The sequence below is a fragment of the Streptomyces sp. NPDC086077 genome (assembly GCF_040686175.1).
In the GTDB taxonomy this organism is placed as follows: domain Bacteria; phylum Actinomycetota; class Actinomycetes; order Streptomycetales; family Streptomycetaceae; genus Streptomyces.
Genome location: NZ_JBFBJT010000179.1, coordinates 1 through 12948 on the forward strand (window position 1 = coordinate 1; position 12948 = coordinate 12948).

12 protein-coding genes and 1 pseudogene are annotated in these 12948 nt (G+C 73.2%); 5 read left to right on the forward strand and 8 right to left on the reverse strand.

The genetic code is table 11. The features are described 5' to 3' along the window. From AB0O67_RS32785 to AB0O67_RS32800, 4 genes are all read right to left on the reverse strand, one after another. Window positions 1-1074: caspase family protein (locus tag AB0O67_RS32785; protein ID WP_365458179.1), on the reverse strand; the 1074-nt coding region annotated here is incomplete at its 3' end. A gap of 4 nt (window positions 1075-1078) precedes the next feature. Further along, window positions 1079-1438 carry a hypothetical protein gene (locus AB0O67_RS32790; RefSeq protein WP_365458182.1) on the reverse strand — a complete coding sequence of 120 codons (360 nt, stop codon included), beginning with the start codon at window positions 1436-1438 and terminating at the stop codon, window positions 1079-1081. Between the two features lie 62 nt (window positions 1439-1500). Then, the gene (locus tag AB0O67_RS32795) at window positions 1501-2553 is read right to left on the reverse strand and encodes a hypothetical protein (RefSeq protein WP_365458185.1); all 1053 of its coding nucleotides are present in this window, start codon (window positions 2551-2553) and stop codon (window positions 1501-1503) included. A 114-nt stretch (window positions 2554-2667) separates the two neighbouring features. Beyond that, window positions 2668-3855, reverse strand: a complete 1188-nt coding sequence (locus tag AB0O67_RS32800) for a PP2C family protein-serine/threonine phosphatase (RefSeq protein ID WP_365458188.1) — start codon at window positions 3853-3855, stop codon at window positions 2668-2670. A gap of 121 nt (window positions 3856-3976) precedes the next feature. On the opposite strand from AB0O67_RS32800, the gene AB0O67_RS32805 reads away from it, so the two are divergent. Further along, window positions 3977-4396 carry a hypothetical protein gene (locus AB0O67_RS32805; RefSeq protein WP_365458191.1) on the forward strand — a complete coding sequence of 140 codons (420 nt, stop codon included), beginning with the start codon at window positions 3977-3979 and terminating at the stop codon, window positions 4394-4396. Here AB0O67_RS32805 and AB0O67_RS32810 read toward each other — a convergent pair. The 3 genes from AB0O67_RS32810 to AB0O67_RS32820 form a co-directional block, all read right to left on the reverse strand. Further along, complete coding sequence (locus AB0O67_RS32810; RefSeq protein ID WP_365458194.1) at window positions 4393-4983, reverse strand: Uma2 family endonuclease; 591 nt, start codon at window positions 4981-4983, stop codon at window positions 4393-4395. The genes AB0O67_RS32805 and AB0O67_RS32810 overlap by 4 nt on opposite strands. Window positions 4984-5030: 47 nt before the next feature. Then, window positions 5031-5894, reverse strand: coding sequence for a helix-turn-helix domain-containing protein (locus AB0O67_RS32815; protein WP_365458197.1), 864 nt, complete (start codon window positions 5892-5894; stop codon window positions 5031-5033). Window positions 5895-6098: 204 nt separating this feature from the next. Next, window positions 6099-6569 carry an ATP-binding protein gene (locus AB0O67_RS32820; protein WP_365458200.1) on the reverse strand — a complete coding sequence of 157 codons (471 nt, stop codon included), beginning with the start codon at window positions 6567-6569 and terminating at the stop codon, window positions 6099-6101. A 155-nt stretch (window positions 6570-6724) separates the two neighbouring features. Here AB0O67_RS32820 and AB0O67_RS32825 point away from each other — a divergent pair, with 155 nt between their 5' ends. The 4 genes from AB0O67_RS32825 to AB0O67_RS32840 all read left to right on the forward strand — a co-directional run bounded on the left by AB0O67_RS32825 (window position 6725) and on the right by AB0O67_RS32840 (window position 10994). Further along, on the forward strand, window positions 6725-7585 hold the full coding sequence (locus tag AB0O67_RS32825) for a helix-turn-helix transcriptional regulator (RefSeq protein ID WP_365458203.1): 861 nt from the start codon (window positions 6725-6727) through the stop codon (window positions 7583-7585). Further along, a complete protein-coding gene (locus AB0O67_RS32830) occupies window positions 7582-7791 on the forward strand; it encodes a DUF397 domain-containing protein (protein ID WP_365458206.1) in 210 nt (69 codons plus the stop codon). Before AB0O67_RS32825 ends, AB0O67_RS32830 begins: the two co-directional genes overlap by 4 nt. Before the next feature lie 223 nt (window positions 7792-8014). Beyond that, entirely contained in the window at window positions 8015-8923 is a 909-nt protein-coding gene (locus AB0O67_RS32835) for a hypothetical protein (protein ID WP_365458209.1), read from the forward strand. A gap of 124 nt (window positions 8924-9047) precedes the next feature. Further along, window positions 9048-10994 (forward strand): FUSC family protein, encoded by a 1947-nt coding sequence (locus AB0O67_RS32840; protein WP_365458212.1) that lies wholly within the window; start codon window positions 9048-9050, stop codon window positions 10992-10994. 23 nt (window positions 10995-11017) lie between these two features. On the opposite strand, the pseudogene AB0O67_RS32845 reads toward AB0O67_RS32840, so the two are convergent. Further along, a pseudogene (locus AB0O67_RS32845) lies at window positions 11018-12856 on the reverse strand (PhoX family protein); the annotation flags it as partial. Between the last annotated feature and the right edge of the window lie 92 nt (window positions 12857-12948).

Sequence of the window (12948 nt, forward strand, 5' to 3'; positions counted from 1 at the left end):
GTGCGGGGGTCGCGGCCGCTTCGCCTCCGGCCGTACGGGGCCGTTCGGCCCCGGGGTCGGGCGCCCTCCGCTCCGCCCGTGCGCCCCGCGCGGAGGCGACGGGGACGGCTGTCCGCCACCCGGATGCCCCGGAACGGGCGGCCCACCATCCCGGCCCTGGTGCCCACGCTGCTGCCGGGACGGCGGCGACGCCGACCGTTGTCCGGCATCCGGGCTCCCCGGAACCGACGGCCCGCCACCCCACCCGTGCGACGGCTCCGGCCGGTGCCCAGGCGGCTGCGCAGGCCACGGTGCGCCACCGTCACCGGAGGCGGGCGCCCCCGCGCCGACCCCCGCGTCCCGCGCCGACACCAGCACGTCCTCGTCGTGCTCCGCCCGGCTCTGCGGCGTCCACGGCTCCCCGCGCAGCGTCGCGTGAGGCCCCTCGGTCATGCGCTTGCGCAGCGCGTCCGAGACGTCCCGGAAGCCCAGTTCACCGGGCGCGTCGAGGAGGTGCAGCAGCTCCCCGGTGAACGGCGTGGGCGTGCCGCCGTCCCCCGCGTCGGTGCGGTGGTTGGCCTGCACGCTCATCAGCAGCAGCACGCGCCGCTTGTCGCGGAAGTGCTCCCAGATCCAGGCCGCGTTGCCCGCGAAGCAGCAGTCGAGGATCACCACGATCCGCTCGGCGGGGCTGCTGGCCAGCCAGGTCAGCACGGTCGTGAACATCTCCGCGCCGGGGAAGACGGCGTGCCCGCCCGCGATCACGCTCGCGTTGCGCATCTGCAGGAACAGCTCGTCGCCCGCGCTGGGGATGGCGCCGTGCCCGGCGAAGTACAGCAGGAGCAGCCCCTCGGCCTCCTCGGCGGCCGTGCGCAGCGCGCGGTCGAAGTCGTCCAGCGAGGGCGAGCGTTCCACGGTGATGTCGTCCGCGCCGAAGACCCCGCCCCGGGCGAGGGTGTCCTGAAGACGGTCCAGATTGTGCTCGACGGCCGGGAGGCCGCCGGGCACACCGTGGGGCGGCTCCGTGAAGTCGTACGTGGAGACACCCACCAGCAGTGCCCGGTTCACCCTCCCCCGCGGGTCGAAACGGGTCACCGGCCTACCCGTCGAGGTCCACGGGGTCCACGCGGCCCTCGGGCGGATCGCCGTCCTCCACCTCGCGCCGGTTGGCCCGCCAGGCCTCCACGGCCCGGCCGACCTGCGCCACCAGCTGGTTGAAGCCGACCGTCGCGGCGGCGCTGACCAGCGCGACCACGATCTCCATGCCGACGCCCATGGGCGCGCCGGCCTCGTCGGTGCGGCGCCGCTCATGGATCCGGAGCCGGCCCGCCCGCACCATCTCGTCGAGGCCTTGTTCCCGCTCCAGCCATTTGCGCAGCGCCCCGATGTCGCTCTCGGTCGCTGTGTCGTCCAACCGTACGCGGATGACTCGCCTGGCCACTCCGTCCCCGTCAGCCATAACTCACCATCATGGCACCGCAGTTGCTTCCTGGGGAGGGCCCGGACGCCGGTGGCGCCTTTTCAGCTCTGCGTCTGGAGCTGCCGCAGCTGCCGCTGCACGTGGTCCAGCGCGCCCATCCGCCGGCCCGGCACCCGGCCGCGCAGGTCGGCGAGGGCCGGCCCGATCTCGCGGGCCCGCACCGGGTCGCGGATCTCGCCCCACTGGTGGTGGGCACGGTCGACGGCCGCCTCGACGGCGGGCGCGTCATGCGCCTGCCCGGCGGCCAGCCGCGCCGACGCCACCGCCAGCCAGGTACGGCAGCTGCGGACCGCGTCACCCGCGAACATCGCCAGGTCCGCGCGCACCTCCGTCCAGTGCAGCGCCTCCTCGGAGGCTGCGCCGTGCGCCCGCACGGCGGCCTGCTCCCAGCGGGCGGCCAGCCCGTCGGCATCGGTGTGGCGGCCGGCCTGTACGGCGGCGGTGATGGCGGCGTGCGGATCGCTCGCACCGGGCGGCCGCGCGGTGAGCACCATGCCGGGGTGCCCGGTGGTCCGCCCGAGCGCCTGCTGGTGCAAACGCTCCACGGGCGGCCGGTGCCCGCTGCGCAGGATCGTCGCGACGGCCTTCATGTACGACGGGTCGGCGACGGTACGCCGCTGCGGCGGCGGCGCGATCCGCCCGTACACGGCGCAGGTGTGCCCGGAGTCGAGGGGCGTGCCGCGCAGGTGCTCCCAGCTCTCCGCGTCGGCGTGCAGATCGAGGAACAGCGTCGTGGCGCCCGGCGCGCGCAGCCGCAGCTCCTCGCGGAGCCAGTGCCAGGGCAAGCCCGTGTAGCGGGCGGTGGCCGGCGTCGTCCGCGCCAGCGCCAGATGCGGCAGCCGCTGGCGCCGGTCGAGCAGGATCTGCCCGGTGACGAACACGGTCAGCGGGCCCACCGTCCCGGCGGCCGCCCGCAGCCGCGTCAGCACGGCCTGCGGCTCCACCGGGTCGGCCAGTTCGACGACGTTCGCGGTGTCCGCGCCCGCCAGCACCCCGGGCGGGACGGCCGCCAGCACGGGAAGCACCGTCGCCGCGTCCACCAGCCGCCCCTTCCCCACGGGCGAGGCGGCCACCAGCAACACGGTCCCCGTCATGGTCCCTCCCTGTCGATCACGTACCTCAGCACCGTAACCGCTGTGCCGGCCGCCGGGGCCGGGACGGTGGACGCCCGCCCGTTCGCGCGCGGAAATCCGCGTCGAACGCCCCCGTCAGAGCCTGCGCACCGCGAACACCGTCGTGTCGTCCGCCAGATGTCCCCGGGAGTGGCGCAGCACCCCGTCCCGTACGAGGGCCACGAGCCGCCTGGGGCGGGCGGTGCGCGGGTCCGCGGTGAGCGCGCGGGTCACCTCGACGGTCAGCGGGTAGAACGCGCCGTCCGGTGACCGGGCCTCGGTGACGCCGTCCGTGGTCATCAGGAGGGTCTCGTCGGCGGCGAAGGGGAACCGGCGGACCGGGGGCAGGGTGGGCACGCCCGGCGGGACGAGATCGCCGAGGCCGAGGGGGAGGCCGCCGGTCGTGGGCAGGGTACGGACGCCGCGAGGGCCGGCGATGAGGGGCGGATCGTGCCCGAAGTTGACGACGTCCACCGTGTCCGACGCGCCGTGCGGGAAGCCGAGCAGGAGAGCGGTGGCGAAGCGGTCGTTGTCCGAGCGGCCGAGGGCGGCGATGTGGTCCCGGTGCCGCCGGATGCGTACCGCCATGCGCTCGGCGACGGTGGCCAGGTCCGGCTCGTGGTAGCCGGCCTCGCGGAAGGTGCCCAGCAGGGCCGCCGCCGCCTCGACCGCGCCGAGTCCCTTGCCCTGTACGTCCCCGACGAGGACCCGGGTGCCGTGCGGGCCGGGCTGGATGTCGTAGAAGTCGCCGCCCACCCGGGCGTCGGTGTCGGCGGCCAGGTACACCCCGGCGTGCGAGAGACCACCCCACTCGGCGGGCAGCGGGCGCAGCACGGTGCGGCGGATCGTCTCGGCGATGCCCCGCATGCGCAGCAGGTGCTCCTCGCCGCGGATCCGGACCACGCACGCCGCCGCGGCCAGCAGGCCGCCCAGCGCGACCAGGATGAAGTCGGGCAGCCCGGCCCGGAACTCGTCGGGCCAGGCGCTGTCCACGATCGCGTACGCCAGCAGCGACAGCACCCCGAACACGGCCGTGCCCCACGCCCCGCAGAGCGCGGCGGCGATACCGGGGACCAGCACGATCCAGGAGATGATCCGGAAGTCCCCGGGCGTGACGGCGTCCACCACCGAGATCCCGAACAGCAGCAGCAACGGCGGCACCCAGGCGATGCTGCGGCCGCGCACCCGCAGCATCTGGTGCCGGTGCAGGGCCTCCCGGCGCCCGGCACGGGGGTACCGGACGAGCAGGCTCTGCCGGCCGCCCCCGGTCGCGGGCCTGGTCATGCACCACAGCGAAACACGCTCCCGTGCCGTGCGCATCCGTTGCCCCGCGCCCGGCCGACTTGCCGCCCGCCCCGCCGCGGTGTGCTCTGGAAGGCGGGGGCGAGGAGAGAGGAGTGCACCCATGGCTCACGCGGCACCCGCGCCCGGCGCACCCACCACCGGCCTGCCCGACATCTTCAGCGCGCGCACGCACATGATCGCCCGCTGGGCCGTACCGATCGGCCTGGGCCTCGTCTACGGCTACTGGGCCGCGGCCAACCGGCGCGACGCCGGCCCCATCACCGGCTGGAACCTGCTGTTCGGGTTCCTCACCGCGCTCGTCTTCGTCCTGGCCTACATCGGCGTCCGCGAGATCGCCAAGCGCCTGCACCGCGGGGCGCACGCACTGATCTGGGCGGCCTTCATGGGCATCGCGTTCGGCTTCCTGTACAGCCAGACCGGCTACAGCGTCCTGCGCTCGGCCATGATGTCGGTGGTGGTCGCCGGGGCCGTCCTGGTCACGCTGTTCTACCGCTACTACACCCACGAGAGAACGGCCTAGCCGTATCGCGGCAGGTCGTCCGTCGGGATCGTCCAGTCGGCGACGGTGACGTCCTCGCCGTACACGAACTCCTTGCGGGTGGCGTAACGGGGGCCGTCGGGAGTGTCGTGGATGTCGGTGAGGACGGCGCCCTCGCCGGTGCGGGGGTCGAAGATCGCGTAGACGGGGATGCCGATCAGGGGGTAGTCGCGCACCTTGCTCACCCAGTCGTTGTCCGGGTTGGAGCGGGAGACGACCTCGATGGCGGCGATGAGTGTCCGTGGGTCGAAGGAGCCCGGGACCTCCATGTCCGCCCAGGCGATCACCATGATGTCGGGGTGGCGCATGATGCCTTCGGGTTCGGCCTCGACATCCGGTGTTCCCGTGTGAGCGACCAGGTCTTCCGGCATGACCTTCTCAAGGCGCCTCCGAAGGTGCAGCGTGGTCAGCTCGTGGGGTCCGATGGGCGCCATCATGTCGTGGACGATGCCTTCCTTGGTGATCTCGAACTTGCCCGGGAGGGTGTCGTCCATGGACTGGAGGAAGTCCCGCATGGCCCGGTACAGGTGGGAGGCGCCCTGCTGCGCGTCGTCCGGGGCGATGGTCATGGCGCTCGCTCCTCGTCGTCTGTGCCCGCGGGCAAGGATCGTCGCCTTCATGCTAGGCGGGCCTCCTCGACATGGGTCCGGCAGTCGCGGCAGCGGCCGGGTGCGGCGGCGCGGAAGGCTCGGTCGCAGCTGTCGCAGGTCCGAAGGGGGTGACGCACGGCTTCGTGCGGTCGGGCGGGGGCGCGGAACGGGGGCGGGGGCGGTAGGTGCGCGGTGAGGCGGTGCGCCAGGAGGGCGGCGGGGCGGCGCAGGCCTTCGGGCGGAAGGTCGGACGTGAGGGCGTGACGTACGGCGCCGGGGGTCACTTCGCGTTCCAGCCAGGCGGCGACGCCGGGAGCGAGGTGGGCCGTGTCGCAGGCCGAGAGAAGCAGACCCGGGTCGTGGCGGCGGAGGCCGGCGAGGAGGTCGGTGGCGGTCTGGAGGAGGGCCGGGGAGGGCGTGACCGGCTGGGGTACGGCGGGCAGGGCCTTGCGGCCGGTCGGCCGTTTGCGGGTCGCGGGGTGTGCGGCGCCGGGGCCCGGGCGGGCGCCGGGCTGGTTGCAGGAGATCGTGCGGGTGACGATCCGGCCGGCGGGGGTCCGTTCGCGGACGCGGCGCAGGTAGCCGTGGGTCTCCAGCTCACGCAGGGCGGCGGCGATCCGGGTCGCGCCCTCGGGGAAACGGGCGGCGAGGGACTTGATGTCGACGCGTGCACCGGTCGGGAGGGACTGGATGTGGCAGGCCAGCCCGATCGCGAGGAGGGAGAGATCCGCGTGCTGGGTCAGGTGGTTGCCGATCACCGTGAACCGGGTGGCGTGGCGGGTGTGGTCGTGCGTGAGGCCGCCGGAGTGCGGCACTCGCCGGTGCGGGTGCTTGTTCTCGGCAACGCGGGGCTGGGCGTGCGGGGGCACGCTAGGGTGCTGCGTATCCATCGGGAAGCGGCTTTCTTCCTTGGTGGTCAGGCCCTCGCACTGGGATGCCAGTCCCGGCGGGGGCCGTCGCATGTCTGCGGTTGTTTGCGCTGAGCGTAAGGGAGTTGGGGAGCGCGAAATCCAGCCCGGCCGGTGATGTTCACTCGCCCGGGTGAGCGTGCGCGGCGGGCGGGAGGGGTGGGGCTCGGTGGGGTTCTTTCTCCCTCACGTTCCTTGGGAAAAGGCGCCGGCGGCACCGGAGCGCGAGCGGACGGGTTGCGGTGCCTCGACACGCAGTTCGGCCCAGACGGTCTTGCGCGGGAAGCGGCCCTCGGCCACGCCCCAACGGTCGGCCAGCGCCCCGACGAGCAGCAGGCCGCGTCCGGACTCGGCGTCCGGGGCGGGCACCTCGGGCTGCGGGAGCCGTTCGCTCCGCGTGTCCGTGACCTCCACTCGGAGGATGTCGCCGACGACGTAGAGCGTCAGCCGGAAGTCACGTCCCCGCACCTTGCCGTGGGTCGCGGCGTTGACGGCAAGTTCCGCGACGATCTGTCGCCCCGGGTCCAACGGCACCCCCCACGAGCGCAGTTGCTCGACCGCGAGCAGCCGGGCGAGGCGGGCGCCGCGTGGTGTGGAGGACAGCTGCACGCTGAAGTTGCGGACGGGGGTGTCGAGTTCGGCGGATTTCCGGTTCACGTCACTCAGCGTGGCCGTGGGTATCCACCGCGGGAAGTGACTCAGTGAATGCGTACGGTTACTGTCCGGGAGTTGTCCGGTGCTGTCCGGGCTGTCGGGACGGTTCGTAGGGGTAGGGCCTGCCGCACGGCAGCGGTACGACGGAGGGGTGCGGGATGACGGTCGAGCTCAGGACCGAGGCGGACGAGCCCGGTTGGGAGGTGGACCCGGACGACGAGTGGGGAGTCGCGGTCATCGCCACCGTCGGGCGCCAGCTGAAGCTGCGGCGGGAGGCGGTGGGGATGCGGGCGGCCGAGTTCGGGACGGCGGTCGGGTACGGGGAGGACCTGGTCTACAAGATCGAGGGCGGGAAGCGGATTCCCCGCCAGGAGTACCTGGACAAGGCGGACGAGGTGCTGGGGGCGGGCGGGCTGATCGCCGCGGCCTGGGAGGACGTGAAAAAGGTTCGGTACCCGAAGAAGGTGCGGGAACTGGGGAAGCTGGAGGCGAGGGCGGTCGAGATCGGGGGGTACGAGTGCAACGTCGTCGCCGGGTTGTTGCAGACGCCGGAGCACGCGCGGGCCGTGATCGGGGCGGCGCAACCGCCGTACTCGCCGGACGACGTGGAACGCATGGTGGCGGCTCGTCTGGCCCGGCAGTCGGTCTTCGAGCGCGACCCGGCCCCGTCGGTGCACTTCGTCCTGGAAGAGGCGCCGCTAAGGCGAGAGGTCGGGGGCACAATGGCATGGCGACAGCAGCTCGAACATCTGTTGGAGATGGGGCGGTTGAACAACGTCTCGCTTCAGGTCATGCCGACGAACACCGAACCGCATCCTGGGTTGGACGGCAGGATCGAGTTGCTGAAGTTCCCGGACGGCACGGCGGTGGGGCGCTCCGACGGTAAGTTCAACGGGCGGCCTGTCTCCGACCCGAGGCAGCTCCGCATCCTCGAGTTGCGATTGGGCACCATCCGGGCGCAGGCCCTCCCGCCGAGGGAGTCGTTGGCCTTCATCGAGAAACTGCTGGGAGAGACATGATGCGCAAGGCCTCCGCCGGGTACGCCTCCGAACTGGCGTGGTTCAAGAGCAGCTACAGCGGCGGCACCGACGGCGAGTCCTGCGTCGAGATCGCGACACAGCCCCGCACCATCCACGTCCGAGACTCCAAGCAGACCGACGGCCCCCGCCTCGCCCTCCGGCCGGAGGCCTGGTCGGCGTTCGTGACGTACGCGTCGGGAGGCTGACTCGTGTGGACCCCGGCATGGTGGCCGGGGTCCACACTTTCCCTCATCCCTCCACTCACCGGACGACAGGCAGCGCGCCCCGGTCGTCCGACGAGGTCCCTGAAACCTTCCTCTCCAGGAAACACCCGTTCGGCGCAACCCTCCACCGGAGGGCAGAGGCCACGTACACCCGATCGCAGCCACAGCGCTCGCATCGCCCGGCCCCGGGCCGTTGTCTGAGAGGGTGTCTCCCAGGCCAGCACATGCACGCGCCCTCCGGCTTCGCGGCGCCCTGTCCGCGGCGCTGATCGCCCTGTGCTGCCTGTTCGTGCCGCTGAGCGCGCTGTCCGCCTGGGCGACGTACGGCCTCGCCGACACCGGCAGATACGTCCGCACGATGGCGCCACTGGCCGGTGACCCGGCCGTGCGGGACGCGGTCGCCGACACCGTCGGTGACGAGGTGGCGGACCGGATCGACGGGACGCAGGGCGTGATGGGCCCGTTCGTGCGCGACGCGGTGCGCTCGTTCACGCAGACCGACGCCTTCCGGGCCGGCTGGGACGCGGCGAACCGGGCCGTGCACGACGCCGTGCTGCACGCCCTGCGCGACGACGACCGACCGCGCACCGACCCGGTCACCGTCGACCTCGCTCCCGTGACCACCCGCATCAAGGACCAGTTGGCCGACGAGAACCTGCCGTTGGCCCGCCGCATCCCGGTCCGCCACACCGCGGTCGCGGTCCTCGCGCCCGGCGACCTGGACCGGCTCCGAAAGGGGTACGACGTGCTGGAAGTCGCCGCCCTGTGGCTCCCGATCGCGGCCGTCGCCTTCGCCGTCGCGGGCATCACCGTCGCGACCTGTCGCCGCCGCGCGATCACCGCCACCGCCCTCGGCACGGCCCTGGGCGGCGCCCTGCTCGCCGCGGCCGTGGCGGTCGGCCGCCGGCTCACCCTGTCCGACCTGCCCGCTTCGGTCTCCCGCCCCGCCGCCGGCGCGGTCTACGACGCCCTCACCGCCACCCTGCGCACCGCGTCCTGGCTGCTCGTCACCCTCGGCCTCGCGGTGGCCCTGACCACCTGGCTCACCGGCCGCTACGGCCATCGCCTACGACGTCCCCCGTCCCCGGGGACGCCCGCTCCCACCCCCCAGTAACCGACACGAGCCCAAGCCTGACGACGCCCGACGCGGGCGCGTCGGCTTCGGATCACGTCCGGTCTGTGCTCCACCTGCGCAAACGCCTCCCACCGGGGCCGGGGTGAGCGGACATAATGGGCACATGGCCCGTGAGTTCCCCGTCAGTCTCACTCCGCCCGACTGGCTGGTGCGGAATCTCCGGGCGCAGCAGGCGCCGGTCAACCGGCCCGCCGTCGCCCGGGCGGCCGTCGCGCTCGCGCTGCCGCTGGCGGTCGGACTGGCCTTCGACCGTCCCGGCTACGGGGCGCTCGCCGCCATGGGCGCCCTGAACGGCGTCATCAGCGACACCGCCGCCGCGTACCGGATGCGGGTGCTCAACATCGCCGTGCCACAGCTCTTCGGCGCCGCCGGCGTCACCTTCGGCACCCTCGTGTACGGGCACGGCTGGGTCGCCGTCGCCGCCGTCACCGGCATCGCGCTGGTCTCCGGAATGATCTCGACGATCGGCGCGGTCGCCTCCGTCTCGGGCCTGCTCCTGTTGCTGAACTGCGTCGTCGGGGCGGGCCTGCCCATGCCGGGCCCCTGGTGGGCGCCTGCCCTGCTCATCGGCGGCGGCGGGCTGCTCGTCCTGCTCCTCGCCCTGATCGCCTGGCCGCTGCGCGCCGGCGTCCCCGAACGGCTGGCGGTCGCCGGCACCTACGACGGCGTCGCGAACCTGCTCACCACCTGCGCGGGCCGGTCGGAGGTGGCCTACGACGACGCCCGGCACACCGTCACCGACGCCATGAACAACGCGTACGACCTGGTGCTGTCCCACCGCGCCCGCCACCACGGCCGCAGCCCGGAACTGACCCGGGTGATCGCCCAGTTGAACGCCGTCACCCCAATGCTGGAGGCCGCCCCCGCCGTCCACCTCAGCGGCAGCCCGCTGCCCGCCGAGATCCCGGCGGCCGTCCGCTCCCTCGCCGACGCGGTGCGCGGCGGCCGCACCGAGCCCCTCACGCTCCACCTGCCGCCCCCGACCACCGAGACCGGCCGCGCCATCGACCACGCCCTGCGGCACGCCGCCTCGGTCGTCACCGCCCCGGACATCGACCCGAGCGGTCTGGAGGACCGGCTCGGCCGCCCCGCCGCTCTCGGCATCCGCACCGCCCGCGCCACCCGCAGCATGCTGCTGTCCGCCGGCTCCTGGCGCTACGGCCTGCGCCTTGCCCTGTGCATCGGCATCGCCCAGGCCCTGGTGTCGATCATCTCCGTCCCGCGCTCGTACTGGGTCGCCCTGACCATCACCTTCGTCCTCAAGCCCGACTTCGGCTCGGTCTTCTCCCGCGCCCTGCTGCGCGCGCTCGGCACGGTCGCCGGGCTGGTCGTCGCCGCGGGGGTGCTCTCCGAGGTGCCGCGCGGCTGGTGGGACGTACCGGTCATGCTGGTGCTCGCCCCGCTGATCCCGGCGCTCACCCCGCGCGGGTACGGCTTCCAGACCGCCGCCATCACGCCGGTGATCCTGCTGCTCTCCGACATCCTCAACCAGGAGGGCACCGCACTGCTGCTGCCCCGCCTCGTCGACTCCCTCATGGGCTGCGCGATCGCGCTGATCGCCGGGTACCTGCTGTGGCCGGAGAGCTGGCACACCCGGGTCGGCGCCCGCCTCGCCGACGCCGTGGCGGACACGGCCGCCTACGTCGAGACGGCCTTCGCCGCCACGGCAGACCCCGGGGCCCGCGCGCGGATGCGCCGCCGGCTGTACCGCGACCTGTCCGGCATCCGTACGGAGTTCCAGCGCGCCCTGACCGAACCACCGCCGACCGGTCGGCGCGCAGCCGCCTGGTGGCCGCTGGTCGTCGCCGTGGAACGCATGGTGGACGCGACGACGGCGGCACGGGTCCGCATCAAGCACGGATCCGCACCGCCGTCGCAGGCAGAGGTCGACCAGGTGGCCCGGCAGCTGCGGGAACTCTCCGCGGGTCTGCGCGAGGTGGACACCCTCGTCCCGGTCCGCTCGGACCTCACGGGCCCGGCGGGCAGCGTCCTGGAGCCGCTGCGGCAGGAGGTCGCGGCGGCGCGGGCGATCGCGTCACCGCTGACCTAGCACCGCCCAGCCGTCCGGGCCGCTCAGATGCCGATGTCGCCCCCGTCCTTGCGCCATACGGCCACCACCGCGGGACGGTTCATCTTGCCGGGTCCGTCGGGCCAGGCGCTCAGCGGCTTCTCGGCGGTCGCCCCGTCGAGCTCGCCCGGGTGCTGCACCGCAACCAGGACCCGCCGGTCCTGGACGAGCGGGCCGCAGGTCTCCGCACCCTTGGGCACCGTCAGGAACTGCTTCAGCTCACCGCGCCGGTCACCGCGCGTGGCGACACCGAAGAGGCCGTCGTGCGAGCCGAGCTGCGCGCCGTCCGTGGAGATCCAGAGGTTGCCGTACGAGTCGAAGGCCACGTTGTCCGGGCAGGAGATCGGGCTGACGTCGTCCTTCGGGAACCCGGCGAAGTAGGTGGCCGGGTCCTCCGGGTCACCGGCGACGAGGAACAGCGACCAGGCGAAGCGGGTGGCGTCGGCCCGGTTCCAGCGCTCGGTCAGCTCCAGGATGTGCCCGTGCTTGTTGGCGTTGCGGGGGTTGGCCTCGTCCGCCTTGGCGTTCGTGCCGACACCGCGGTTGGTGTTGTTGGTGAGGGCGACGTACACCTTGCCGGTGTGCGGGCTGGGCTCGATGTCCTCGGGCCGGTCCATCTTCGTCGCGCCGACCTTGTCACCGGCGAGGCGCGTGAAGACGTACACCTCCTCGGCGGTCATGCCCTCGACGTGGGACACGGCACCGCGCGACGTGGCCGTGGCCAGCGGGATCCACTCGCCGCTGCCGTCGAACTCGCCGTCCTCCGGGAGCTTGCCGGTGCCGTCGATCTCGATCGCCGGGGAGTCACCGGTGAGCTTGGCGACGTAAAGGGTGCCCTCGTCCAGCAGCGAGAGGTTGTGCTCACGCGCGGCGCGGGAGTTCCCCTTCATCATCCGCTTGCTGCCGACGAACTTGTAGAAGTAGTCGAACCGCTCGTCGTCACCGGAGTACACGACCGGCCGGCCGTCGTCGGTCAGCCGCACGGTGGCGCCCTCGTGCTTGAAGCGGCCGAGCCCGGTGTGCTTGCGCGGCTTGGAGTCGGGGTCGTACGGGTCCAGTTCGACGACGTATCCGAAGCGGTGCACCTCGTTCGGCTCCTGCGCGACGTCGAAGCGCTTGTCGAACCGCTCCCACTTGCGCTCGGTGGCGCCGGTGCCGATGCCGTAGCGCTTGTCCGTGGCGCGGGTGGCGTTGGCGAAGTACTGGTTGAAGTTCTCCTCGCCGTGCAGCGTGGTGCCCCACGGGGTGACGCCGCCGGCGCAGTTGTTGAGCGTGCCGAAGGCCTTGCGGCCGGTCGGGTCGGCGGAGGTCTTCAGGAGGTCGGAGCCGGCGGCGGGGCCGGTGATGCGGAACTCGGTGGTCGCGGTGACGCGCCGGTTGAGCGGGTGGCGGGAGACGGGGGTGAGCTTGCCGGTACGGCGCTCCTCCTCGACGACGACCGCGGACAGGCCGTGCGCGGCCCAGGCGATCTCGACCTGCTCCTTGGTCGGGTTGGCCGCGTCGTAGCCGCGGAACATCAGGATCTCGTCGGTGTACTCGTGGTTGGCCACGAGGACCTGGCGGCCGCGCTCGCCGGGCAGCGGCAGCAGCGCGAGGAAGTCACAGTTGTACCCGAACTGACCGGCCTGGGCCTTGGCGGACTGCTTCTCCGGGTCGAAGGCGGGGGCGCCGCGCAGGATGGGCTCGCCCCAGCGGATGACGATGTTCTGGCCGTACCCCTCGGGGATGGTCACGACGTCGTCGGTGTTCGGCTCGACCGACGTGAAGCGCAGGCCGCGGGCGCCCTTGTCGGTGGGCTTGTGCCAGTGACCGGCGGGCGCGGCCTCGGCCTGCGGCGCGGCGGCGCCCCGCTGTACTCGATCATCCCGGCGGGTATCGCGGGCCACAACACGGCCTTCTTCGACACCTACGGCGCCCGGCCCTCCAAGGACAGGGC

Coding starts and splice junctions, on each gene's coding strand:
- AB0O67_RS32805 (WP_365458191.1), top strand. CDS start 3,977: ATGGCTCACGCGGCACCCGCGCCCGGCGCACCCACCACCGGCCTGCCC.
- AB0O67_RS32825 (WP_365458203.1), top strand. CDS start 6,725: ATGACGGTCGAGCTCAGGACCGAGGCGGACGAGCCCGGTTGGGAGGTG.
- AB0O67_RS32790 (WP_365458182.1), bottom strand. CDS start 1,438: ATGGCTGACGGGGACGGAGTGGCCAGGCGAGTCATCCGCGTACGGTTG.
- AB0O67_RS32840 (WP_365458212.1), top strand. CDS start 9,048: ATGGCCCGTGAGTTCCCCGTCAGTCTCACTCCGCCCGACTGGCTGGTG.
- AB0O67_RS32830 (WP_365458206.1), top strand. CDS start 7,582: ATGATGCGCAAGGCCTCCGCCGGGTACGCCTCCGAACTGGCGTGGTTC.
- AB0O67_RS32810 (WP_365458194.1), bottom strand. CDS start 4,983: ATGACCATCGCCCCGGACGACGCGCAGCAGGGCGCCTCCCACCTGTAC.
- AB0O67_RS32795 (WP_365458185.1), bottom strand. CDS start 2,553: ATGACGGGGACCGTGTTGCTGGTGGCCGCCTCGCCCGTGGGGAAGGGG.
- AB0O67_RS32800 (WP_365458188.1), bottom strand. CDS start 3,855: ATGACCAGGCCCGCGACCGGGGGCGGCCGGCAGAGCCTGCTCGTCCGG.
- AB0O67_RS32815 (WP_365458197.1), bottom strand. CDS start 5,894: ATGGATACGCAGCACCCTAGCGTGCCCCCGCACGCCCAGCCCCGCGTT.